General features: G+C 47.5%; 19 protein-coding genes. 11 read left to right on the plus strand and 8 right to left on the minus strand.

The genetic code is table 11. From position 1 onward, the window contains the following. Positions 1-9: 9 nt before the first annotated feature. Positions 10-699, minus strand: coding sequence for a response regulator transcription factor (locus tag KJS94_RS17775; protein ID WP_214449376.1), 690 nt, complete (start codon positions 697-699; stop codon positions 10-12). A 4-nt stretch (positions 700-703) separates the two neighbouring features. Beyond that, positions 704-1,972 carry a sensor histidine kinase gene (locus KJS94_RS17780; protein WP_214449377.1) on the minus strand — a complete coding sequence of 423 codons (1,269 nt, stop codon included), beginning with the start codon at positions 1,970-1,972 and terminating at the stop codon, positions 704-706. Positions 1,973-2,211: 239 nt separating this feature from the next. Between KJS94_RS17780 and KJS94_RS17785 the strand changes: the two genes are divergently transcribed. Then, positions 2,212-2,403 (plus strand): hypothetical protein, encoded by a 192-nt coding sequence (locus KJS94_RS17785; protein ID WP_214449378.1) that lies wholly within the window; start codon positions 2,212-2,214, stop codon positions 2,401-2,403. Between the two features lie 48 nt (positions 2,404-2,451). On the opposite strand, the gene KJS94_RS17790 is transcribed toward KJS94_RS17785, so the two are convergent. After that, positions 2,452-4,311 carry a DNA polymerase III subunit gamma/tau gene (locus KJS94_RS17790; RefSeq protein ID WP_214449379.1) on the minus strand — a complete coding sequence of 620 codons (1,860 nt, stop codon included), beginning with the start codon at positions 4,309-4,311 and terminating at the stop codon, positions 2,452-2,454. Positions 4,312-4,421: 110 nt separating this feature from the next. Continuing rightward, positions 4,422-5,585: a hypothetical protein gene (locus KJS94_RS17795; protein ID WP_214449380.1), complete on the minus strand. Its 1,164-nt coding sequence runs from the start codon at positions 5,583-5,585 to the stop codon at positions 4,422-4,424. A gap of 148 nt (positions 5,586-5,733) precedes the next feature. On the opposite strand from KJS94_RS17795, the gene KJS94_RS17800 reads away from it, so the two are divergent. Continuing rightward, the gene (locus KJS94_RS17800) at positions 5,734-6,831 is read left to right on the plus strand and encodes a fatty acid desaturase family protein (RefSeq protein ID WP_214449381.1); all 1,098 of its coding nucleotides are present in this window, start codon (positions 5,734-5,736) and stop codon (positions 6,829-6,831) included. Positions 6,832-6,843: 12 nt separating this feature from the next. On the opposite strand, the gene KJS94_RS17805 is transcribed toward KJS94_RS17800, so the two are convergent. After that, on the minus strand, positions 6,844-8,016 hold the full coding sequence (locus KJS94_RS17805; RefSeq protein ID WP_214449382.1) for a hypothetical protein: 1,173 nt from the start codon (positions 8,014-8,016) through the stop codon (positions 6,844-6,846). A 243-nt stretch (positions 8,017-8,259) separates the two neighbouring features. Here KJS94_RS17805 and KJS94_RS17810 point away from each other — a divergent pair, with 243 nt between their 5' ends. From KJS94_RS17810 to KJS94_RS17835, 6 genes are all read left to right on the plus strand, one after another. After that, positions 8,260-8,508 carry a YtxH domain-containing protein gene (locus tag KJS94_RS17810; protein ID WP_214449383.1) on the plus strand — a complete coding sequence of 83 codons (249 nt, stop codon included), beginning with the start codon at positions 8,260-8,262 and terminating at the stop codon, positions 8,506-8,508. A 3-nt stretch (positions 8,509-8,511) separates the two neighbouring features. Continuing rightward, complete coding sequence (locus KJS94_RS17815; protein WP_214449384.1) at positions 8,512-8,898, plus strand: phage holin family protein; 387 nt, start codon at positions 8,512-8,514, stop codon at positions 8,896-8,898. Continuing rightward, on the plus strand, positions 8,864-9,235 hold the full coding sequence (locus KJS94_RS17820) for a hypothetical protein (RefSeq protein ID WP_214449385.1): 372 nt from the start codon (positions 8,864-8,866) through the stop codon (positions 9,233-9,235). Before KJS94_RS17815 ends, KJS94_RS17820 begins: the two co-directional genes overlap by 35 nt. Before the next feature lie 143 nt (positions 9,236-9,378). Continuing rightward, positions 9,379-10,536, plus strand: a complete 1,158-nt coding sequence (locus KJS94_RS17825; protein ID WP_214449386.1) for an efflux RND transporter periplasmic adaptor subunit — start codon at positions 9,379-9,381, stop codon at positions 10,534-10,536. Between the two features lie 35 nt (positions 10,537-10,571). Then, positions 10,572-13,730: an efflux RND transporter permease subunit gene (locus KJS94_RS17830; RefSeq protein ID WP_214449387.1), complete on the plus strand. Its 3,159-nt coding sequence runs from the start codon at positions 10,572-10,574 to the stop codon at positions 13,728-13,730. Next, entirely contained in the window at positions 13,720-15,108 is a 1,389-nt protein-coding gene (locus KJS94_RS17835; protein ID WP_214449388.1) for an efflux transporter outer membrane subunit, read from the plus strand. The genes KJS94_RS17830 and KJS94_RS17835 overlap by 11 nt, the downstream gene beginning before the upstream one ends. A gap of 300 nt (positions 15,109-15,408) precedes the next feature. Here KJS94_RS17835 and KJS94_RS17840 read toward each other — a convergent pair whose 3' ends face one another. Both KJS94_RS17840 and KJS94_RS17845 read right to left on the minus strand, forming a co-directional pair. Further along, on the minus strand, positions 15,409-16,629 hold the full coding sequence (locus tag KJS94_RS17840; RefSeq protein WP_239804222.1) for an IS256 family transposase: 1,221 nt from the start codon (positions 16,627-16,629) through the stop codon (positions 15,409-15,411). A gap of 526 nt (positions 16,630-17,155) precedes the next feature. Further along, entirely contained in the window at positions 17,156-18,754 is a 1,599-nt protein-coding gene (locus KJS94_RS17845) for a L,D-transpeptidase family protein (protein ID WP_214446650.1), read from the minus strand. 196 nt (positions 18,755-18,950) lie between these two features. Here KJS94_RS17845 and atpD point away from each other — a divergent pair, with 196 nt between their 5' ends. The 3 genes from atpD to KJS94_RS17860 all read left to right on the plus strand — a co-directional run bounded on the left by atpD (position 18,951) and on the right by KJS94_RS17860 (position 22,885). Continuing rightward, positions 18,951-20,450, plus strand: a complete 1,500-nt coding sequence (gene atpD, locus KJS94_RS17850; protein WP_214446651.1) for a F0F1 ATP synthase subunit beta — start codon at positions 18,951-18,953, stop codon at positions 20,448-20,450. 84 nt (positions 20,451-20,534) lie between these two features. Further along, entirely contained in the window at positions 20,535-20,804 is a 270-nt protein-coding gene (gene atpC, locus KJS94_RS17855) for an ATP synthase F1 subunit epsilon (RefSeq protein ID WP_214446652.1), read from the plus strand. Between the two features lie 206 nt (positions 20,805-21,010). Beyond that, positions 21,011-22,885: a mucoidy inhibitor MuiA family protein gene (locus tag KJS94_RS17860; protein WP_214446653.1), complete on the plus strand. Its 1,875-nt coding sequence runs from the start codon at positions 21,011-21,013 to the stop codon at positions 22,883-22,885. A 224-nt stretch (positions 22,886-23,109) separates the two neighbouring features. Here the strand turns inward: KJS94_RS17860 and KJS94_RS17865 are convergent, their stop codons facing one another. Further along, entirely contained in the window at positions 23,110-23,376 is a 267-nt protein-coding gene (locus KJS94_RS17865; protein ID WP_214446654.1) for a hypothetical protein, read from the minus strand. Positions 23,377-23,379: the final 3 nt, after the last annotated feature.

The raw sequence follows: 23,379 nt of genomic DNA on the forward strand, positions 1-23,379 counted from the left end.
CCTTCCCTGTTAAGGAATATTCAGCCTGAATCCAATTCCATGGATGGTTTCCAGCTGGATGTTCGGGTCCGCCTTGAAGTGCTTCCGCAGCTTGGTCACAAATACATCCATACTCCTTCCAAGGAAATAGTCATCCTTGCCCCATACATTCAGCAATATCTCTTCCCGTTTTAGTACCTTATTAGGATGCTTGCAAAAGAACAGTAATAACTCGGCTTCCTTCTGGGTCAATGGAACTGTTCCATTGGGGGTGTTTATCTTCAGGTCAGTGAAAGAAAAATCGAGGTTTCCGATCTTATAGGATATGGCCTGGTCTGCATGCAGTTTCCTTGACCTTCTTAGGAAGACTTCTATCCGCAGCAGCAATTCCGCCATGCTAAAGGGCTTTGTGATATAGTCATCTGCCCCGGTCAGGAATCCTTTTATTTTATCTTCTTCCAGGGACCTCGCTGTCAGGAATAGGATTGGTGTGAGGTCGGTCTGTTGCCTGATCTTTTTCGCTACAGAGAAGCCGTCCTTTACCGGCATCATGATGTCCAGCAGGCAGATGTCGATATTGTCCTTGCTGAATAGGTCAATGGCTTGCTGCCCGTTGTCGGCAGTTATGACCTTATAACCTGCTTCTTCAAGTGATTCCCTGATCACCATGGATAGGGTGGCGTCATCTTCTGCCAATAGAATGTTTGCCTTTTCCTGCATAGTCTTATGGTTGTAATGGTAGTGTGATACTGAATATGGTTCCAATTCCCGGAATACTTTGGATATTGATCTTACCGCGGTGGGCATCCACCACCTTTTTCACAAAGTTCAAGCCAAGACCAAAGCCCTTTACATCATGCACATCGCCTGTCGGGATACGATAAAATTTTTTGTAAAGGAAGGGAAGGTATTGTTTCTCTATACCAATGCCATTGTCCTTCACGGATAGTACAGCGTTGGTATTGGTTGACTCCGTTGTAATGATCACGTGGGGATCCTTGGAATATTTTATCGCGTTTTCCACCAGGTTCACAATAACCATTTCTATATGCGAACTGTCTGCCAGGATATCAGGCAAGTCATCTGCAAGGTGGAGGTCAAGTTTAACAGCCCTTTGGTTGATCAATGGATCCAGTTGTTCTACGGCTTGTTCTACAAGTTGGTTTAAGTTGGTTTTTTCCAACTGTAGGGGTAGTTCGTATTGGTCTGTAGTGGCACTATGTAGTAGCCTTTCCACCTGGTTTTGGAGGTGTTCGGTCTGTTCCTTGATGATCTTGCCGTAGCGTTCCAGTTTTTGCGGCTTGGTGGTGATGTCGGGATTGGTGATCACCTCTGCTGCAAGCTTCATAACTGCCAGCGGTGTTTTGAATTCATGGGTGAAATTATTGACAAAGTCCCTTTGTAATTCATTTAATGTTTTTTGCCGGTATAAATGAAATAGGCTGCCTGCCATCGCCAGGAGGGTGAGCAGCAGGATGATGGTTCCCAGGATCCAGTAATTCAGTTGGCGAAGGATGAATTGTTCACGGTTGGGAAAGGTCAGGTATGCATAGGTATAAGGAAGGGCATCTTCCGGGAGCGTATAGCGGCTTTCTTTGGGATTGCTGTTTGCCGGATGCAGCAGGTATTTGGTATAGACGAATTCGTTTTTATTGTGATCATATACGCTGGCAATGCAGGAAGAAATGATGCCGAAGTCCTGCAGCTCATTGGCCAGGTAGTAGGCGAGCGAGTCTCCATCAGGAACCCGGTTTAGTTTAATGCGGAAGTTGTTCGGGGTGGGATGTTCTACCAGCTGTTGGAGCTGTACTCCGGGATTTTCTGCGATATCAATGTCTTCCATTAATCCCCGGATACATTTTACTACATCGCTATTGAAATTCTTCTGTTCGAGTTCATAAATCTTCTTAAGCCAAAAGGCCTGTGCAAGCAGGATAATTGCAGCAATGGCAACTGATATGACCACCATCCATCGTAAGGTTGCTGCACGCATAATGTTGAGGAAGATTCTTTTAGGCAAAGTTGGTGTCATTTGGGGTGATAAACATCCGCTTGTGGTTAAGCGCTTGTTAATGGAGTCCCTTGCCGGATTCCTTTATTAAAATTAGGCGAAATTACACAGGATTAACAAGGGTTAACCTGCTGTTATTGGAGCCATCGTTAACACTTTTAAAGAGAAGGTTTGGCCAAATTTGGATGGTTAAATTATTGGTCAAACTAAATTCTTAAGAAATGAAAAAGTCAGTTTTTATCGGCCTGTTCAGCTTACTCACCACAGGTGTATTGATGGCGCAAACAAATCCGTCTGCCACTGAAAAAACAGGGCAAAAGAAAGAAAAGCACCAAATGGCAAAAAATTCTTCCGAAGGTGCAAAGAAGTCGCATGTTCATCATGCGAAGCAGCATGCTCCCTCCCGGAAGTGATAGAGGGTTCTTATGGTTTAGTCGCCGCTTTTCCAAGCGGCGTTTTTTTTAATAATCCAATTCCAGTTTAAGCCTGTCCTTCAGCTCCTTTACAAGCGGGTATTGTTCAATGATGGCCTGGAACCTTTCTTTTGAATTCAGTGGCCTTTCCGTGGTCAATTCAAAATCCTCCCTTGCTTCAATGACCACCTGGTAAGTCAATGCCCTGTTATGGAACCTGTTTTGCAGGTACTCAGAGAGTTCTATCCTTTGTCCGTCAATGAATTTCTGCTGCAGGTTATTCGGCGTTACCACCTGGAAACTGTTGGCATCATTGATCCTCAGTTCGGCCAGTTCAAAGCTTGGTACAGCAGGATTTTTGGCTGCTTTCAGGATGTCGGTGAATTCGATCCATGCTTTGCGAAGCAGCTCGTCGGTCAATTCGATCTTTGGTATGCTGCCGCTATTGGCTGTTGCCGCGCTTACATTCTGCCTGATCTTGTCCAGTGACCCCAGTTTACCAGCTTTAGGTGCAGGGTTGTTAACCTGGGATGGCTGGGGTTGTGGAGGTAAGGTTGGGGCACTTGCCTGCGGAGCCGGAATGGGTTGTTGAACAGGTTGGGTCTTTACGGCCGCTTGTTCCATGATCTTCCTGGCAACCGGCTCCTCTATGATGAGTTTGGCGCCGTTCTCCCTGGTTGTGACACCTGGTTGTTGTTGTGACGGTCTTCCCTGTTCCGCTGAAGGATTGGCAATAACGGGTTGGAGTAGCCGAAAATTAAGCGGCCGTACTTCCATCAGTTTTTTTTTACCACTTTCCCCGGTAAGCTCAATGGCTTGCTGGAGATAGCAAAGTTTGATCAATGCCAGTTCTACCTGTAAACGCTTATTTCTTGCACCCTTATAATGCATCTCAGCTTCGGTCACCAGGTTTAGGGCACTGACCAGGTAGGCAGGACTTACCCTCGCGCCCATTTCAAGATACCTGGGACGGAATGTCTCTACCACTTCCATCAAGGCAGCCACCTTGGGATCCTTGCTTACGAGCAGGTTGCGGAGGAATTCCGCAAAGCCATTAAGGACCATATCACCCTCAAAGCCCTTACGGTTGATGTCATCATACAATAGCATGGCCCCGCTAAGGTCCTGGTTCAGCATGCATTCCATCAACTTGAAGTAGTAATCTGCATCAAGTATATTGAGGTGTTCTAGGGTGTTCCGATAGGACAATTCGCCATTGGTGAAACTTACGATCTTATCCATGATGCTCAGGGCATCACGCATACAGCCTTCGCTTTTTTGGGCGATCAGGTGGAGTGCGGCCTGCTCGGCTTTGATCTCTTCTTTCTCACAGATCTCCTGTAGATGTTCAACAGTATCATTGGTGGTGATCCGCTTGAAATCGAAGATCTGGCAACGGGACAGGATGGTCGGGAGGATCTTGTGCTTTTCCGTGGTTGCCAGGATAAATATGGCGTAGGGTGGTGGCTCTTCCAGGGTTTTCAGGAAGGCATTAAAGGCACTTGCGCTGAGCATGTGCACCTCATCCACGATATACACTTTATATTTCCCGGCCTGGGGGGCAAACCTTACCTGCTCTACCAGTGAGCGGATATCATCCACCGAGTTATTACTGGCGGCATCCAGTTCATGGATGTTGAGGGATGTGCCATCATTGAAGGAAGTACAGGAATGGCACTGGTTACAGGCTTCGCCGTCTGCAGTTGGATGTTCACAGTTAATGGTCTTAGCCAGGATACGGGCACAGGTAGTCTTGCCCACCCCCCTTGGTCCGCAAAACAAGAAGGCATGCGCCAATTGCTGGTTGCGGATCGCATTCTTTAAGGTGGTGGTAATATGTGCCTGTCCAACAACAGTAGAAAAATTCTGGGGTCGGTATTTCCTTGCCGAAACGATGAACTGTTCCATAGGCGGCTAAGTTAGCCAAAGAATTGCCATCTTCAATTGTCAATTCCCCGCTAATTGATTCGTTGCTTTTTTAATGTATTACTACCTGGGGTTCCTTTTGTTGAAGTGACTCATAGATAGGGGTGGCGCTTGAATGCCTTTTCCCTGTCGAACAGGTACCGGTAGGTGGTCAACTCCCTGCTTCTGATCGGGGTAAGGGCTTCAGCCACAGCGATCATCTTGGGATTGAAATCACCGATCCACTGCATCTCATATTCGGAATAGTGGAGTTTGTGCTGGATGATTTTGGCGGCTTCGACGATCAGGTAGCTATCCACCCCCCTTCCCTGGTATTCCGGGATCACCCCAAAGACCAGCCCGGTAAACCTTGGGTTGCGCTTGGTCGCTTTTAGCCAGAGGAACCTTAGTTTTTGCCACCAGCCAAATTTGCCATTCAGGTATTTGAACCACTGGTTAAGGTCAGGAAGATTGATGAAAATGCCGATTGCCTCCTCTTTGTAATAGGCAAACCAAACGATCTTTTCATCCATAACAGGTTTCATGGCCCTGAACAGCTTGCGGCATTGCTCAGGGCTGAGTTGTTTATTGCCTGCATGCCCTGCCCATGCCTTGTTGTAAACAGTGCAGAAATCCAGGGCATATTTATCCAGCTGTTTTATGTCAATATGCCTGGCTGAAAATCCGGGATCTTTTTCAATTTCCCTATGGCGCGAAAAGAACTTAGGGTGCAGTGTTTCTTTTGGGTGCATACCAAAGCAGATCTGGTTGAAAAATGCCTTGAACCCATAGGTTTCGAACAACTGCTGGTAGTAGGGAGGATTGTAGTTCATGCAGTAGAGTGGTGACTGGAACCCTTTCACCACCAGTCCCCACCATTTATCCCTTTCCCCAAAATTGATCGGCCCGTCCATGGCTTCCATGCCTTCCTGTTTGAGCCAGTTTTTTGCCGTGTCGAAAAGGAGGTTTGCTGCGGCCTGGTCGTTAATGCATTCAAAAAAGCCGACCCCCCCGGTGGGTTGTTCGTCGCCCTTGTTGCGGTATTGTTTATTTACAAATGCGGCAATTCGCCCGATCCCATTTCCATTCTCATCAAGCATAACCCAACGGTTAATTTTCCCATGCCGGAATGCCTTGTTTTTTTCCGGGGTAAAAACCTCTTCGATATCCTTATCAAGTGGACGGATCCACTGCGGTATGCCCCTGTAAATGGCCAGGGGGATCTCTAGAAAGATACGGGCCAGCTCCTTATTGTTGACTTCTACAATTCTCTTCATGGGTAGTCCTTGATGGGGCTCAAAAATAATGGATTAGTACCAGCAAATATTCGAAACGGGCCTCGCTTTGATGCTTTCACTTTGTAAATTTGTTTAATGGGTTAATTCCGGAATGAATGACAATTGTCGAAAACCTTATTCAGTCATCATGCAGGTCCAAAAACCTACTTATCAGCAGAATACCGGGCAGAAGAAGGATTACCTGGAATTGAAGCGCCTGGTGGAGGAGCGGATGCAGTACATCCATCCTGCAAGGATCCATTGGGCACGGACCAGGTCGATTATTTTCCCTTTGCTCTATTTGGGTCTTTGGGGACTGGCAGTGAGTGGTTGGTTTTCCACTGCCTTCCTTTATACAGCCTATTTCCTTATGGGCATACTGATCGTGCTGATCTTCCTGAACCTGGTGCACGAAGCTGTTCATGGCTCACTGTATGGCAATAAGTCCAGGGAAGGGCTGGTATTGTTGTTATTCGACCTGCTGGGTGCCAATAGTTATATCTGGAAGAAAAGGCATATCCTGATGCACCACAATTTCCCCAATGTTGATGGATGGGATACGGATATCGAGCAATCTGCTTTTTTCAACGTGGCAGGTAAAGCTGGTAAGAACTTTTTTACGAGGAACCAGCATTGGCTGATGTTCTTCCTGTATCCACTTTATTTGCCCAATTGGCTGCTGGTAAGGGATTTCAAGGATTTTTTTGATGCTGGCCGGACCATCAGGAAAATGGTTCGTATCCCCTTGGTGGAATATTTTAAGTTGTTCTTTTTCAAGACAGTGTTTATTACCTATGTACTGGTGTTGCCTGTTTGGCTGGGAGGGTACACCCTGGGACAGGCCTTTTGTGCTTTTCTGGTTCTCCTGTTTACTGCGAGTGTTTTTGCGCTGCTGGTCTTGCTGACCCCACATGCCAATATCCACAATTCATTTCCGGTGCCGGAGGCCGATCGTAAAATGCCTTCTTCATGGATGGTACACCAGTTTTTGACCACCAATGATATCCGCTTGGACAACCCCCTTGCCAGACTGGTGTTAGGGAATTTCAATTACCACCTCGCCCACCACCTTTTTCCGAATATCCATCATGTTTATATGCCGGAAGTAACAGGAGTGATCAGGGAATTTGCTGCCACACACTGGTACCCCTATCGTGCTTATGGCTTGTTGGAATCACTTAGGAATCATTACCTGCTGTTGAAGCAACATGCGCTTGAAATGGATATCCTGGAAGAGGATATGTGAGCCATCGGGCTACTAGTCGATAAAGGGGTGACGCTTAAAGGGCCTGGAACGATCGAATAAGTACCTGAAAGTTGCCAGCCGCCTGCTTTCTGTCGCGCCCAGGTTGCGGGAAATATTCAGCATCTTGATATTGAAGTCACCCTGCCAAAGCAGTTCGAGTTCCTTGTACCTGCCCCTTTCCTTTATCACCTTTTCCGCTTCTACTATCATGTAGTAATCGATACCAGTGCCCTGGAAAGCCGGAATGATCCCGTAGATGATCCCAATAAAGCGATTGCATTCCCCTTTGTTTTGGTAATACAGGAACCGAAGCTTGTTCCAGAGGTTCATCTTGCCGTTAAAATGCCTGAAGATCTGGTTCAGGTCCGGGATATTGATCCACATGGCAACGGGCTCGTCATTATGGTAGGTAAACCAGGCAAGCGATTCATCCATGATGGGTTTCATGGAACGGAAGAGCTTGATGGCCTGTTGTTCGCTCATCTCCTTGTTGCCTTCATGCTTGGCCCAGGCCTGGTTGTAAACCTTGGAAAAGTCAATGGCATATTTTTCCAGGTTGTTTCGTTTGACCATCTGCACCCTGAGTGCGGGATTGGCTGCATGGAGGTCATGGGCATCGTAGAATTTCCTTTGCAGTTGTGCATTTTCGCTTGAAACGGGCAGGGACCAACAGATCTGGTAATAGAAGGGCTGGAACCCATAGTTTTCGAAAAGTGTTTTATAGTAGGGAGGATTATAATTCATGCCATAGGGAGGAGGTTGGAATCCTTCCACCAAAAGGCCCCAGAATTTATCCCTTTCCCCGAAGTTGATGGGTCCATCCATGGCTTCCATTCCCCGTTCTGCCAGCCAGTTTTTTGCAGTATCGAACAATAGGTTGGCAGCTTCCTGGTCATTGATGCAGTCGAAGAAACCCATACCCCCGGTTGGTTGTTCATCCCCTTTGTTCCTGTATTTCTTGTTGACAAATGCCGCAATCCTGCCGATGAGCTTTCCTTTCCCATCTTCCAAAAGCCAACGTTGGCATTCGCCGTGCCTGAAATTTTTATTTGCATTCTGGTCAAAAACCTTTTCGACGTCCTGGTCCAGGGGACGTATAAAATTGGGGTTTTGACGGTTCAACTCAACATGAGCTTCCAGGAACGATCTGGCGGTAGATAGGTTTATTACAGGAATGATGCGCATTTTGGTTGTTTTAGAGCGAAAGACCGGGTGCAAGTTAGATAGATGTCTTGAATTATAGCTTTCTGGCAGTAGCAGGCGCTCGTCATTTGTGGACCCGGATATCGGTGAAGGTTAAAAAATGGGAAAGCCATCATTTAACGGCTTAATGCCTGTGAAATAGCAATTAGAAGGGTAATGGCTTTATTATTGTAAAAACTTAAGTGTAAATTTATTATAATGAGTTGATCCTTAAAATACCAATGCATGACAAACAATCAAAAGTTCCTTGTTGGATTACTGCTTGGTGCAGCAGCCGGTGCGGCCCTTGGAATCTTGCTTACCAGTGACAAGGGAAAGGAAATCATCGACGACCTGAAATCTGCAGCAGGGAAAGCCGGGGAAGATGCCAAGGATGTCCTTTCAAAATTTGGGGCTGAAATGGAAGATGCCGTAGAGAAGGGAAAGGAATGGGCGCAGGATTTTGAGGATAAGGCTAAAAAATTTACCGGTTAAGTTATGGAAAACGAACAGCAGGACTACTTTTCATCCCTGGAGGGTAAGTTTGGCGAATACCTCCAGAACAGGTTGCTATTGATGAAGATGCAGGCTGCGGAAAAGTCATCGCGGCTGGCGGGTATACTGGTGGCTTTACTGGTTTTGCTCCTGGTAGGGTTCTTTGTCCTGATTTTTATCAGCATCATGGCAGGGTACCTCTTTGCAGAACTTACCGGCAGCTTATTCTACGGCTTTGGTATCATTACCGCTATCTATATCCTGTTATTTATTCTGGTACTGGTTTTCAGGAAAAAATACATTGAGCCACTTGTGACCAATACCGTCATCAGGGTGCTGTTTGAAAAAGATGAAGATGAGGAAACACAAAATAACGAACAGGCAGGGTGAGCCATTCCAGATCAATACCCTTGCAGATTTGCAGGAAGAGCAAAGACGACTCAAGGCAGAGATCGGTTTGCAGGAAAGCGAGTTGAGGGGTATGGCCAGGGCCTTGCCCAGGGAGTCATTGAAGGCCGGTATCGGTAATTTACTTCCCTCGATGATTTCCGGGAAGTATGCTGGTGCAGCACTTGGTCTGGGAAGTGTTTTGTTTAGCCTGCTCTTGAAGAAAAAGATCCCGGAATCCGGGGCAAAACAATTGACAGCCTCCTTAAAACAGGCAGGTTTATTGACCCTGGCCCAATTGGCCTTCCGGTATTTCATGAAGAAGGGTGCCAAAAATTAAGGGGATACATTTTATCATATTCCTTCCGTTGGTTAGATGATCAGGTTTCAAAACCTGCTTTAATATATTCTCCAATATTCCAGTAAAGTCCACTTGGTCTATTCCCTCTGTATTAACTGTGCAATCAAAGCAAAACGATCAACATGACATTTCACGCAAAAAGATGCTGGGCACTTGTTCCAGTTTTGTTATTTATGGTCTTGCCATCCTGCAAGGATAAGTCCGAAGAGAAGGCAGTCGTTATCCCGGAAGTGAATGTAGTTACTGCAGGCCAGAGGGATATCCCGGTTTATTCAGAATATGTAGGCCAGACCTTAGGGGAAACCGATGTGGAGATCAGGTCAAGGGTGGAAGGCTGGATAACCGGCATTCATTTCAAGGAAGGTTCAGTAGTTAAAAAGGGGCAGTTGTTGTATACGGTGGATGACCTGCCAATCAGGACCAGGATCGATGCTGCCGCTGGTCAGGTAGGTCGTGCCAGGACGCTTTTGGCGAAGTCAAAGGCAGATCTTGACAGGGTACGGCCATTGACAGAAATGAATGCTTTGAGTAAAAGGGATCTTGATGCGGCAGTGGCTTCTTATGAGGCAGCAAAGGAGGAGGTGCGAATAGCAGAAGCAGCCCTCAATACCGCAAATATTGAGTTGGGCTATACCAGGATCACTGCGCCTGTTTCTGGAATTATTGGCATCTCATCAGCTCAGGTGGGTGATTATGTTGGCAAGGTGCCGACTGTCAGCCAACCACTCACTACCATTTCTTCAACTGGTAATGTAAGGGTAAGGTTCCCAATTGCCGAGGCTGAGCTTTTGCGGTTTGCAAGTCTCCAAAAGAGTGGTGATGGGGTATTGAATAAGGACCTCCCGGTTCGGCTTATCCTGAGTGATGGCAATACATTTTCGCAAACAGGTAAGCTTGACCTGGCCAATAGGGAAGTTGACGCGCAAACAGGGTCGATCCTGATCCAGGCGGTATTTCCCAACTCAATGGGTGTGCTTCGTCCGGGTCAGTATGTTAAGGTCAGGTTCAAGACGGAGGAACATAAGGCCGCTGTTATAGTACCGCAGCAAGCCATCAACCAACTGCAAAGTATTTACCAGGTATTCCTGGTGAATGATAGTAATAAAGTTGTGCCGAAAGTTGTGAAGGTAGGGGCAAGGGTTGGTAGCAATTGGATCATCAATGAAGGGTTGAAACAAGGCGATAGGGTAGCCATTGTTGGAAATGCCATTGTGAATCCCAAGGTGCCCATCAAGCCAATCCAAATGAAATGGGATTATGATTCAACCATTGCCAATTAGAAACAAATGTCCTTACCTAATCAACTGCGCGTATTATGAGTAAGTTTTTTATACGAAGACCGATTGTGGCGATGGTTATTTCCATATTTACCATCCTGCTCGGCTTGTTAACCCTGAGGGGCATACCTATTTCACAGTACCCTGAGATCACACCACCCATGATCAAGATCTCCGGTACTTATAACGGTGCTAACGCCGTTAACGTTGAGCAAACAACGGCTACCCCCATCGAGCAACAGGTAAATGGGGTTGAGGAAATGCTGTACATGCAATCCATCAACGCCAATGATGGTACCACCACCATCCAGGTTTCATTCGAAGTGGGCACCAACCTCGATAATGCCAATATGCTTACCCAGAACAGGGTGGCCATGGCCAATCCTTTCCTGCCGGTTGATGTAAAGAACATGGGGGTGAATACCAAGAAGGCATTGTCCTTTCCGCTAGTGCTGGTATCTGTGTTTTCCCCTAATAATTCCTATGATGCCCAGTTCGTAAGCAATTATGTATACATCAATATCGTTGACCAGATCAAGCGTATCAAGGGAGTAGGTGACGTAACTGTGTTTGGGGGTGCAGAATATGCCATGCGGGTATGGTTGAAGCCTGACAGAATGAAGGCTTTGGGGATTACAGTAAACGATGTGAAGAATTCCCTTGGGGAATACAACAATATCTATCCTGGCGGTAGTTTTGGAAACAACCCTGCCTTGCCTGGTGTACAAAATACCTATACTGCCCAGCTTCAGGCAAGGTTGATCAGTGCAGAGGAGTTTGGTAAGATCATCCTGAAGTCCAAGGACAATGGCGCCCTGGTGAGGTTGTCAGATGTGGCAAGGATTGAATTGGGAACGGAAAACTATTTCCAGAACAGCCGGCTGAACGGGAAGACAGCCGCAACAATGGCCATTTACCAGGTGCCGGGAAGCAATGCGATCGAGGTGGCGGAATCGATCCATAAAGTAATGGAGGAAGTAAAGCAAAGGTTCCCCAATGACCTGGAGTACCGGTTTTCTTTGGATACCACCTTGCCGATCGAAGCGGGTATCGAAGAGATCCTGCATACCTTGTTGGAGGCTGTATTGTTGGTGATCCTTGTGGTGTTTATTTTCCTCCAGGACTGGAGGGCAACCCTGATCCCGTTATTGACCGTTCCGGTTTCGCTGATCGGGGTATTTATATTCTTTCCCCTGCTTGGTTTCTCTGTAAACGTTCTTTCCCTGCTAGGTCTGGTTTTGGCCATAGGTCTCGTGGTAGATGATGCGATCGTTGTGGTGGAAGCGGTAATGCACCATATGGAGCATGGGCTCAGTCCGAAAGAAGCTACCCAAAAGGCGATGAAAGAGGTGGCCGGCCCAGTGGTGGCCATTGCCATAATCCTGGCAGCCGTATTTATACCGGTGGCCCTGACTGGTGGAATCACCGGAAGGTTGTACCAGCAGTTTGCCATTACCATTGCGGTGTCAGTATTGCTTTCTGCCTTTAATGCGCTTACACTGAGCCCGGCCCTGGCTGCTATGATCCTTAGGCCGAAGAAAGAAAGCAAAGGGTTGCTGGCGCGGTTTTTCGGCGCATTCAACAGGGGTTTCGACAAATTCACCAATGGATACATCGGTGTGGCGGGTTTCTTTGCCAGGAAGGTGATGATGAGTTTGATTGTGTTGGGGGTAATTGTATTTGCAACGGTTGTCCTGGGCAGGCGGGTTCCTGCAGGCTTTGTGCCTGAAGAAGACAATGGGTATTTCCTAATGGGGGTTATCCTGCCGGATGCTGCATCCTTTGAAAGAACCGATGCAGTTTCCCGTAAGGTTGAAACGATCATTAAAGAGATAGAGGGCATTGAATCCTATACTGTGATCAATGGTTATAATATCCTTTCCAGTACGGTTGCGCCCAATACTGCCACAGTATTCGTGCAATTGAAGAAGTGGGATGAAAGAGGTAAGACAGATAAGGAGATCATTCGTCAGATCAACGCTATAGTTACCGGCAAGATTACTGAAGCCACTGTTATCGCGGTTGGCCCGCCACCAATTCCGGGACTTGGTAATGCTTCCGGATTTACCCTCCAGTTACAGGATAGGGCTGGAAATACTCCGCAATATCTCGCTGAACAGGCACAGCGCTTCATAGCAGCTGCCAGGGAAAGGCCTGAGATCGGTAGTATCTATACCCTTTTCCGGTCCAATGTTCCCCAAAAGAGCATCCAGGTGGATAAGGAAAAAGTAGAGAAGTTGGGGCTTACCCTGAATGATGTGAACAGTGCCATCTCTGCCATGTTGGGTGGTTCCTTTGTGAACAACTTCAATGCCTTCGGCAGGCAGTACAGAACCTATGTGCAGGCGGATGCGCCATACCGCATGAAGCCTAATGACCTTGAGCAATTGTTCATCAGGGATGCACAAGGGAATATGGTGTCATTGGCCACCCTCGCTGTTGTAAAAGATACTACCGGTCCCCAATACACGAACAGGTTTAATCTTTACCGGTCTGCGGAAGTTTCTGGTTCGCCAGCGCCGGGTTACAGTTCGGCCCAGGCCCTTGATGCATTGGAGGAAGTGGCCAAGGCGACATTGCCAGCCAGTATGGGATACCAGTGGAGTAATATGAGTTACCAGGAAAAGGCAGCTTCGGGGCAAAGTGCCCAGGTATTTGCCATGGCCTTGCTGTTTGTATTCCTGATCCTGGCAGCGCAGTATGAAAGTTGGAAATTGCCTTTTTCAGTATTGCTGGGAACACCATGGGCAGTGATGGGAGCTATGTTGGGCCTGTTTTTGGCCAGGATATCTTCGGAAAGCTATGTAAATAATGTGTTTGCCCAGATAGGACTGGTAATGCTGATCGGGTTGAATGCCAAGAATGCCATCCTTATCGTAGAGTTTGCAAAAATGAAGATGGAAGAAGGGGTGCCGGTATTAGAGGCGGCAATTGAAGGCGCGAAGCTTCGATTCCGACCTATCCTGATGACCTCCTTTGCTTTCATCCTGGGTGTGGTACCGCTGCTGACTGCGGCAGGTGCCGGTGCTGAGGCGAGAAAGGTAATGGGTATGGCGGTGTTTGCCGGTATGATCACGGCAACAGTAGTCGGTTGTATCCTGATACCATCCTTCTTTGTATTGATCGAACGCAACAAAAGGCTTGCAAAAAAGAAAGCTGATTCTTCACCTGAACCTGCAACTAACCATGAAGCATAAACGAATTATATTTTCCTTACTGGTCCTTACCGTTGTTGGGTCGGCATGTATGGTGGGTCCAAAATATAGTCGCCCGGAAACATCCATGGACTTTGGTTACAGGGAAGGCCCTGTTGAAGATACTTCTGCACTGATGGCCTGGTTCGAACTTTATCAGGATACTGTCCTGCAGCGCTATATCAAAAGGGTGCTGGACAGTAACCGTAACCTTCTTACTGCTGCCGCAAGGGTAGAAGAGTCAAGGGCTATTTCCGGGGTGGTAAAAGCTAATCTGTATCCCAGGTTTGATTACCAATTGAGCGCAGGTGGGGGATCTGCGGGATCCGAAGCGCAAAAGGTAGCCGGGGGATTTGATGGAGGGGTATTGAATGCCTTTGGTGTGTTGAACTGGGAGATCGATATCTGGGGCAAACTGAGACATGCCAACAGGGCCGCGATTGCCCAAATGCTGGCCACAGAAGACAACCGGAATGCCCTTAAAGTAAGCCTGGTGGCGGAAGCCGCTACCCTCTATTTCTTGTTGAGGGACCTGGACAATCGTCTGGGCATTGCCAAAAGAACCCTGGAATCCAGGAAGGAGAATACAAGGATACTTACCAACCGTTTCGATACCGGTTATGTTTCAGAGTTGGATAAGCTCCAGGCTATAACCCAGCAGGCTGCTGCTGCTGCAGTGATCCCTAATATCCAAAGACAGATCGTTCAGACTGAGAATGCCATGCGGGTGTTAATGGGGATGGGGCCAGGGACCCTGGATAGGGGGCTTAGCAATTATGACCAGGTCATTACCCCTGATATTCCGGTTGGCCTTCCTTCGCAGTTGCTGGTAAGGCGTCCGGATATCCGCGCGATCGAGAACGACCTGCAGGCACAGTTTGAGCGTATTGGAGTGGCAGAAGCCAATCGCTTTCCTTCCTTTAGCCTTACAGGATTGCTGGGGTTCGCCAGTCCGCAATTATCCACATTCCTTGGCTCACAGGGACTTGTAGCCAACGGGTTTGCCAACCTTGCCGGTCCTATTTTTAATTTTGGTCAGAACAAACGCCTGGTGGAAGTGCAGCGCAAGCGGACCGAGCAGTTGATCTACCAGTACCAGCAAACGGTGTTGAGTGCCTTTGCTGATGTTGATTATTCACTCACTGCTTACCGGACTTTGGTAGAGGAATATGACCAGCGTAAGATTCAGGTAGAAGCCGCCCGGAAGGCCCTGGCACTTTCCATGGCAAGATACAATTATGGTTATACTTCCTATCTGGAAGTGATCGTCCAGGAGAATGCCCTTTTTGACGCGGAATTACAGGAGTCCATTACGCTCCAGCAAAAATTGAATTCCCTGGTGCAGTTGTATAAGGCCCTGGGGGGTGGATGGGAGAGATGAGGGGATGTGAGAATGTGGACATGTGGATATGTGAAAATGTGAATATGTGGCACTTGCGCTAACCAATGGGTGGGAATCTGTAAGGGAATTGCCCCTAAATCCGTTGTTTCTAGCCGCTGTTGGTGTTATCACCAACAGCTAATAATGCCATTATCACTTTGCTTACGGGAGTGTAAAATAAACTGTTTCAAATTTTTATTTCAAGGATCTGGATCAAAACTCTATGCTGATCAATAATTATTCTGGCACTGTTGATCAATGATCTAAAGTTGCAATAATTATTGATCAGTATAGAGGATTTTATATCATCAATTTCAACCGGTCACCAAAAATGATGGACAGTTGGGATACGGTAAGTGCCCAGTTTGGCAGGGGTTTTGACCATTTCTTCTGGATGTTCATGGTTGCCAGATAGATCAATTTCAATAGTGCCATATCAGAGGTAAATGCCCCTTTTGTTTTGGTTACCTTTCGGATTTGCCGGTGGAAGCCCTCTATGGCATTGGTGGTATATACTAGTTTTCGGATGGCCGGGGAATACTTAAAGTATGTCCTTAACTTACTCCAGTTGCGGTGCCAGGAGTCAATGACAATCGGATACTTTTTACCCCATTTAGCTTCTAATTCCTGTAATTGCTGTTCAGCTTCATCCAGGCTTACCGCCTGGTACACTGGCTTAAGATCAGCCAAAAAGGGCCTTTGGTCTTTATTGGCAATATACTTTAGCGAGTTACGGATCTGATGCACCACGCAGGTTTGCACTTCAGTCTTGGGGTATATGCTGGCTATGGCTTCGGCAAACCCCTTAAGGTTATCAATACAGGCAATCAGGATGTCGGCAACCCCGCGCTGTTGCAGATTGCTGAGCACTCCTAGCCAAAAGTTGGCCCCTTCGCTCTCGGCTATGTACATCCCGAGTAAGTCTTTTCGGCCATCTGGAGCTATTCCCAGGATATTATAAACACAGCGAGTGACGATTTTGCCTTCCTCCTTGACCTTGTAATACATGGCATCCAAAAAAACAATGCAGTAGGTCGGCTCCAAGACCCGGTTCTGCCATTCTTTTACCAGTGGGATAATCTTATCGGTGATTGCAGACAATGTAGCCGCAGATATGTCAGTATCATACATGTCCTTGATATGTGATGCAATATCCCGAAAACTCATTCCATGGCCATAAAGCCCCAGTATCTTATGTTCCAGGCTCTCCGCTAAAATGGTCTCCCGCTTTTTGACTAATTGTGGTTCAAAGGATGCATCCCGATCGCGAGGAGTTTCTATATCCAGTGTCCCTTCTGCTGTCTTAAGCCGTTTACTGTTCTTCCCATTCTTGCGATTGCCATTATCACGTTGCTCATCGTCAAGATGCTCCTCTAGCTCAGCTTCAAGGGCTGCCTCAATGAACTGTTTTAGCATGGGGGCAAAGGCTCCGTCTTTACCGAAAAGCGACTTGCCAGAGCGCAATTGCTCTAAGGCCTTCTTCTGAAGGCTGTCATAATCAGGGTGTTGTTTGTCTAGCATAAAAACTGTGTTAAAGGTCATTAATAATTTTAACCTTTGACACAGTTCATTTTACAGCCTCTTGCTTACTGTCGGGTAATGTCAACAACCGTATATCCTAATGGCTTTCGTTGCTTAAACCCGTTGGTCATAAGACACAACGGGGGCGAGGGGAAGTTATACGTTGTTCATAAGATTCAATAGGGAAGGGATAAAACTTCTCTCCATCCACTGGTTGGCCTAAGGACCACATCTCCACATTTTCACATCTCCACATTTTCACATCTCCACATTTTCATAATGCCATGATCACTTTGCTTACTGTCGGGTAATGTCAACAAACGTATATCCAAATTGCTTTCGTTGTTTATACCCGTTGGTCATAAGACACAATGGGGACAATGGGAAGTAATCTGTTGTCCAAAAGTTTCACTGATGAAAGGATTATATTTCTCTCCTCTGGTTGGCGTAAGGACCACATGTTCACATGTCCACACATTCACATCTCCACATATTCTCATCTTCTCATCTCCACAACCTCCTCTTCTCACTTTCCAAACATCTTATCCGCCATTCTTTTATCATGGCCGTAAATATCATCCCTGAAATTGAGCTTGCCATCGCGGTCTACCCATGCAGTGAAATAGCCGATGAAAACATTGATGTCTTTTTTGACTGTGACATATTTTTCCTTGCCGGCATTCATGGCTGCATTGATGGCATCGTCCGTCCAGCTGGCTTCATCCCTGAGTATCCACTGGGCAAATTTCTTGGGTTCAGAAACCCGGATGCAGCCATGGCTGAAGGCTCTTTTCTCCTGCTTGAAAAGGCTTTTTGAAGGGGTGTCGTGCAGGTAAATATTATAACTATTGGGGAACAGGAACTTCACCAGGCCAAGGGAGTTGCTGGGTCCGGGTTTTTGCCTAACCTGGCCTCCGTTCCATTTCATATTGTGTCTGGCCAGGTAATTGGGGTTGCGTTTGATGCCCGGCAGGACTTCATTCTTCAGGATGCCGGGGGGGACGTTCCAGTATGGGCTAAATACCACGTGCTTAAGCTTGCCGGTGAAAATCACTGTATTGTTTTGGGTTGTTCCCACTACCACATTCATGTCGAAGACGAGTTTGCCCTGTTCGTAAATATGGGCCTTGAACTCCGGGATATTCACCAGTACATAATCTCCCTTGGGTTCTTCCGGTACCCACCTGATCCGCTCCATATTCACCAGGATCTGCTTGATGCGGTTTTCGATGGGCTGGTTCATTTCCCGCAGGGTGCCGCCACCAATTGCCCCGTCTTCCTTCATGCCATAGCGGCGCTGGAATCCTTTTACCGCGGCTTCCAGTTCGGGTGTGAAAAGATCGGAGGTGTCGGGAGAATTGAAATCGCCGGTCAGGTAAAGCCGGTGTTTGATCTGGCTGATCTCGGGAAGGCTGTCGCCCAGCTGGTATTTCTTCTTTTTGGGAACAAGGGGTTGCCAGCCACCTTCTGCCTGGATGGTGTGGTATTTCTTCAATTCTTCCCTAAGTAGTTGGTATTGCCGGTTGACAGGCTCATAGGAACTGATGGACTTTCCTTTTTCCTTGATCAGGGTATCGAGCAAAGACAGGATATCGGCTTTTTTACGGGGAATAAACCATTGGAGGTCCCTCTCGTTGAGGTGGCGGTCGCCCATATAGGCCTTGGCGGCATAGCGGAAGAACTGGAGGGTAAGCTGCCACTCTACCTCCGGCCTGATGCTCGAGGGTATGGCGTTTTTACCATATGCAAGGGCAGAATCTGCCCAGCCCTGCAGGAATGGATTATAAATGCTGCTGTCGCCGGAGTAGGCAATATAGTTTTCCTGCAAATTCCAAAAGGCGCCAGCCTGTTCGGCCAGCCCTGAAGAGTCGAACCATGCATATTGGAAGTTCCGCTGGTTGTAGAAGTTCCGCATCAGTGATCGGGCGGTGTCCGGGAGTTTCCTGGTTTCCAGGAATCGTTCAAGGTCCAGGCTATCGAAAAATAGCTCAGAATAGGAGTTGCCGGGAAGGATGCTGGTATCCCTGGATATAGTTTTGGGGGCTTCGCCAGGCTGGCTGTTGCCGCAGGATAGGCCGAGTCCAAAAAAAAGGACGGCCAGGAGGAAGAAAAAGGTCTTGCGCATGGGATCAAATTAAAGAAAAATATACTGGATTGGGCAAGTTGGGCAGGCTTGTGGCTGGATAATACCCTTTTGCCGCCGGTGGGAAGGCGCGACATCCCGATTATTCCCAAATTCCATTGTCTTTTCTTGAATTTTGGCAGGCAACCCTTACCTTTGCGGCAAATTTCGAAAACCTCACCTTAAAAGGTCTTCATATATGTCAACTAAAGGAAAGATCAAACAAATCATCGGTGCCGTACTGGACGTACAGTTCGATGGCAAACTGCCCGAAATTCTGAGTGCCCTTGAAGTAAAGCGCGAAAATGGCGAATCCCTGGTGCTGGAAGTACAGCAACACCTCGGTGAAGACAGTGTTCGTTGTATTGCCATGGACGGTACAGAAGGCCTGGTACGTGGAATGGAAGTTGTTGACACCGGCAGGCCCATTACCATGCCTATCGGTGATGGTATCAATGGCCGTCTGTTCAATGTAACCGGTGACCCCATTGATGGATTGCCTGCAGTTTCGAAGACCAATGGCCGTGCCATTCACGCCAAGCCGCCGGCATTCGAGAACCTGAGTACTGCTACCGAGGTACTGTACACTGGTATCAAGGTAATTGACCTTATCGAACCTTACGCAAAAGGCGGTAAGATCGGTCTGTTCGGTGGTGCGGGTGTAGGTAAAACCGTATTGATCCAGGAACTGATCAACAATATCGCTAAGGGTTACGGTGGTCTGTCCGTATTCGCTGGGGTAGGTGAGCGTACCCGTGAAGGTAATGACCTGATGCGCGAAATGATCGAAGCAGGAATTATGAAATACGGTGAAGGTTTCAAGCACAGCATGGAAGAAGGCGGATGGGACCTGGAGAAAGTGAACCTTGAAGAGCTGAAGGAATCCAAGGCTACCTTCGTGTTCGGCCAGATGAACGAACCCCCCGGAGCCCGTGCACGTGTTGCCCTGAGTGGTCTGACCATCGCTGAATACTTCCGTGATGGAGATGGTACCGGTAAAGGAAAGGACATCCTGTTCTTCGTAGATAATATCTTCCGTTTCACCCAGGCCGGTTCTGAGGTGTCTGCCCTGTTGGGTCGTATGCCTTCTGCGGTAGGTTACCAGCCAACCCTGGCCTCTGAAATGGGCCTGATGCAGGAGCGTATTACTTCAACCAAGAATGGTTCAATTACTTCCGTACAGGCGGTTTACGTACCTGCGGATGACTTGACCGACCCCGCTCCGGCTACTACCTTCGCCCACCTCGATGCCACTACCGTATTGAGCCGTAAGATCGCTGACCTTGGTATCTATCCTGCGGTTGACCCGCTGGATTCTACCAGCCGTATCCTTACCCCATTGATCGTTGGTGATGCCCACTACAATACCGCTAACCGCGTAAAGCTGATCCTCCAGCGTTATAAGGAACTGCAGGATATCATTGCGATCCTTGGTATGGATGAATTGAGCGATGAAGATAAGATGACCGTACAGCGTGCCCGTAAAGTGCAGCGTTTCCTCAGCCAGCCTTTCCACGTAGCTGAGCAGTTCACCGGTCTGAAGGGTGTATTCGTAAGCATCGAAGACACTATCCGCGGATTCAACATGATTATGGATGGTGAAGTGGATGAGTATCCTGAAGCTGCATTCAACCTGGTAGGTACCATCGAAGATGCTATCGAAAAGGGTAAGAAGCTGTTGGCCCAGGCACAAGGATAATTTTTACCCGGGGTTTTTTAATAAAGGTGGATCTGACTGAAACCTTGATAAGAAACCCCGGTCTTAATACTTCAAAAGCATTCCATGAATCTAGAGATATTAACTCCTGAACGCAAACTCTATAGCGGCGAAGTGTACGGTGTACAATTGCCGGGCGTGGATGGCCTGTTCGAAGTGCTGGAGAAGCACGCTCCAATGGTGAGCGCACTGAAAGCCGGTAAGCTGAAGGTGTTGAAGGATAAAAGCCAGTCCGAATCTGCCAGCTACTCTATCCAGGGAGGCTTTGTAGAGGTGTTCAATAATAAAGTGACCGTGTTGGTTGAAGGAGCGGTTCCCGCTGATTCTTCCCGTTAATCCTATTGATCCGGTACCGGAAAGAACTAGTAAGAAGAGAATTCATACCCGACAGGGTCCAACCATCCGGAAAAAGTCATTATCCCGTTGCATTGGCAACGGGATTTTTTTTGCCTGTCCGTTCTGGAAAATCATGGTCCTTGCTGTTTGCATCTTAAAATTTGAGCAGCTATCTTGTCTATATGTCAGTCTTAAAATAAACAGCTATGGACAAACGAATTGCTTTCCACCTTATCCTCGTGGTGCTTGGCTATGCACTTCCTGTTGTTGCCCAGAACAAAAAGGTAAATGCCGAAACCCAGGTCCAATCGGTTACAGTCTACTTGAGCGGGGCACAGGTATTCAGGTCAGGTTCAGTAACGGTGCCTGCGGGTAGGTCTGAGATCATCCTGGATGGTATATCCTCCGATATTGAGCAGCAAAGCATACAGGTTGAAATGGAAGGCGACCTTACCATTCTTGCGGTTGGTATGCGGAAGAACTTCCTGGATGAGAAGACCCTGAGGGAAGAGGTGAAGCAATTAGAGGTCAAGCGGGACGGCATACAGGAACAGATCGACCGCCAGAACAAGATGCTGGAAATATACAAGCAGGAAGAGAATATGCTGGTCAAGAACCAGGCTATTGCGGGCACCAGTGTGGTGCTCAAACCGGCAGAGTTAAAGGCTTCCCTGGACTTCCAGCGGACCAGGCTGGAAGAAGTGCTGGCGAAACAATTGGAGATCCAGAAAATGGTTAAGGACCTGGCAAAGGAGAAAGATAAGATCGTTCTTCAATTGCAAGAGCTTAACCAGCGGAAAAATGAAGCGATCAATGAGGTCTATGCCCTTACGGAGGCTGCCCGACCGGTGCAGACCAAATTGACTGCCAGTTACGTGGTAAAGAAGGCAGGCTGGTATCCTACATACACGGTCAGGGTTAAGGATATCGGATCGCCCCTTGAATTGCAGTTCAATGCCAATGTGTACCAGTCTTCAGGAGAGAAATGGAAGGAGGTAAAAGTGGCCTTGTCCTCCGGTAACCCGAACACCAATAATGAGAAACCTTCCATCGAACCATGGTACCTGAGGTTTATTGACCCTTCCGTCAGGTATTCGCCCATGCCTGCTTTTGGAGGTAATGCCGCATTGATGGGGAGGGTAGTGGATGATAAGGGAGCCCCTATCGCTAATGCTTCTGTAATTATAAAAGGGTCTTCGTCAGGAGTTGTATCTGATGCGGATGGGATATTCAGGTTGTCCAATGTAGTGCCGGGAACTGAGCTCGTTGTCAGCTCGTTGGGTTATGAAAGCCGGTCGATCACTGCAGTGAAAGGATTCCTGACCGTCCCTCTTGATTTGTCTTCTTCAGCACTTCAGGAAGTGGTAGTAATGGGCTATGCGGCTGGAAGTGTTGCCAGTGATGAACCCCAAAGGAATGTATCCACTACAACAATGAAATCGAAGCCGGTTACTGTAACAACGGTTTACCAGCCTACAACCACCAGGTTTGATATCTCGCAGCCCTACACTATTGAAGCAGATGGGAAAGTGAATATCATTGAAGTGAAGCGGGTAACCATGGCAGCGCAATATGAATACTATGCGGCACCTAAACTGGATGAGGCGGCCTATCTTACTGCCAAAGTGGTGAACTGGCAGGAGTTTGACCTCCTGGCAGGAGAGGCAGGCCTTATTTACGAAGGAAGTTTTCTTGGAAAGTCCTACCTGGACCCGGCTTCACAGGGGGATACCCTTAAACTCTCACTAGGTAAGGATGATGGGGTGATCGTGAAACGCAAGCTGATCAATGAATACAGGGAGAAGAAAATGATCGGCAGCAACAAGAAGGATACTCGGGCATATGAACTGTTGGTGAGGAATAATAAACCGGTGCCCATTAGCCTTGTATTGCAGGATCAATTGCCTATTGCCACCAGCAAGGACATCGAGGTGGATGATACAGAATACAAAGGTGGAAAGCTGGATGAGGAAACAAGGGTAGTGACCTGGAATATTAACCTGGCCCAAAGGCAGGAACAAAAATATACCATTAAGTTTTCGGTTAAGTATCCGCGTGACAAGACCCTGCAGTTGGATTAGTTTCCCTGTCTGGATCCTCACCGTTTTTTCACCCTCCTGAGAATGGGTGATTCAACGCTTGACCACTGTTTACATTTGGTTTAATCTTGTATAAGCAATCAGGGAACGGGAATAGTAGCGAGAGGGACATGTGGGGATGAATGGTAAGCCTTCCCTTGATTGGAAAATAAATGCCTGCAGCAATTCAGTTTGTTGCAGGCATTTTTAATCAGGATGCTGAAGGTTCAGGACTTCTTTTTATTGCCTTTATATTCCACATAAACTTTCTTGCCATTCTTCAAATAGTACCTGCCGCCGTTGGGCCCGATATATATTTTTTCGCCATTGGGACCTTTCATCCTGTCGTCCACATTATCGTTATACTTATTGGTGCCCGTCGCAGGAGTTTTGGTTGAGCCGGACTTTGTTGTATTTGAGGTTGGTTTTGTTTGTGCAATTGCACCATAACCCAGGCCTGCGAATAAGGCAATCGCAAAAAGGTTTTTCACCATGGT

The sequence above is a fragment of the Flavihumibacter rivuli genome, from assembly GCF_018595685.2.
Taxonomy (GTDB): Bacteria; Bacteroidota; Bacteroidia; order Chitinophagales; family Chitinophagaceae; genus Flavihumibacter; species Flavihumibacter rivuli.

Coding starts and splice junctions, on each gene's coding strand:
- KJS94_RS17835 (WP_214449388.1), top strand. CDS start 13,720: ATGAAGCATAAACGAATTATATTTTCCTTACTGGTCCTTACCGTTGTT.
- KJS94_RS17785 (WP_214449378.1), top strand. CDS start 2,212: ATGAAAAAGTCAGTTTTTATCGGCCTGTTCAGCTTACTCACCACAGGT.
- KJS94_RS17865 (WP_214446654.1), bottom strand. CDS start 23,376: ATGGTGAAAAACCTTTTTGCGATTGCCTTATTCGCAGGCCTGGGTTAT.
- KJS94_RS17780 (WP_214449377.1), bottom strand. CDS start 1,972: ATGCGTGCAGCAACCTTACGATGGATGGTGGTCATATCAGTTGCCATT.
- atpD (WP_214446651.1), top strand. CDS start 18,951: ATGTCAACTAAAGGAAAGATCAAACAAATCATCGGTGCCGTACTGGAC.
- KJS94_RS17775 (WP_214449376.1), bottom strand. CDS start 699: ATGCAGGAAAAGGCAAACATTCTATTGGCAGAAGATGACGCCACCCTA.
- KJS94_RS17825 (WP_214449386.1), top strand. CDS start 9,379: ATGACATTTCACGCAAAAAGATGCTGGGCACTTGTTCCAGTTTTGTTA.
- KJS94_RS17790 (WP_214449379.1), bottom strand. CDS start 4,311: ATGGAACAGTTCATCGTTTCGGCAAGGAAATACCGACCCCAGAATTTT.
- KJS94_RS17795 (WP_214449380.1), bottom strand. CDS start 5,585: ATGAAGAGAATTGTAGAAGTCAACAATAAGGAGCTGGCCCGTATCTTT.
- KJS94_RS17805 (WP_214449382.1), bottom strand. CDS start 8,016: ATGCGCATCATTCCTGTAATAAACCTATCTACCGCCAGATCGTTCCTG.
- KJS94_RS17815 (WP_214449384.1), top strand. CDS start 8,512: ATGGAAAACGAACAGCAGGACTACTTTTCATCCCTGGAGGGTAAGTTT.
- KJS94_RS17820 (WP_214449385.1), top strand. CDS start 8,864: ATGAGGAAACACAAAATAACGAACAGGCAGGGTGAGCCATTCCAGATC.
- KJS94_RS17830 (WP_214449387.1), top strand. CDS start 10,572: ATGAGTAAGTTTTTTATACGAAGACCGATTGTGGCGATGGTTATTTCC.
- KJS94_RS17800 (WP_214449381.1), top strand. CDS start 5,734: ATGCAGGTCCAAAAACCTACTTATCAGCAGAATACCGGGCAGAAGAAG.
- KJS94_RS17860 (WP_214446653.1), top strand. CDS start 21,011: ATGGACAAACGAATTGCTTTCCACCTTATCCTCGTGGTGCTTGGCTAT.
- KJS94_RS17810 (WP_214449383.1), top strand. CDS start 8,260: ATGACAAACAATCAAAAGTTCCTTGTTGGATTACTGCTTGGTGCAGCA.
- KJS94_RS17840 (WP_239804222.1), bottom strand. CDS start 16,629: ATGCTAGACAAACAACACCCTGATTATGACAGCCTTCAGAAGAAGGCC.
- KJS94_RS17845 (WP_214446650.1), bottom strand. CDS start 18,754: ATGCGCAAGACCTTTTTCTTCCTCCTGGCCGTCCTTTTTTTTGGACTC.
- atpC (WP_214446652.1), top strand. CDS start 20,535: ATGAATCTAGAGATATTAACTCCTGAACGCAAACTCTATAGCGGCGAA.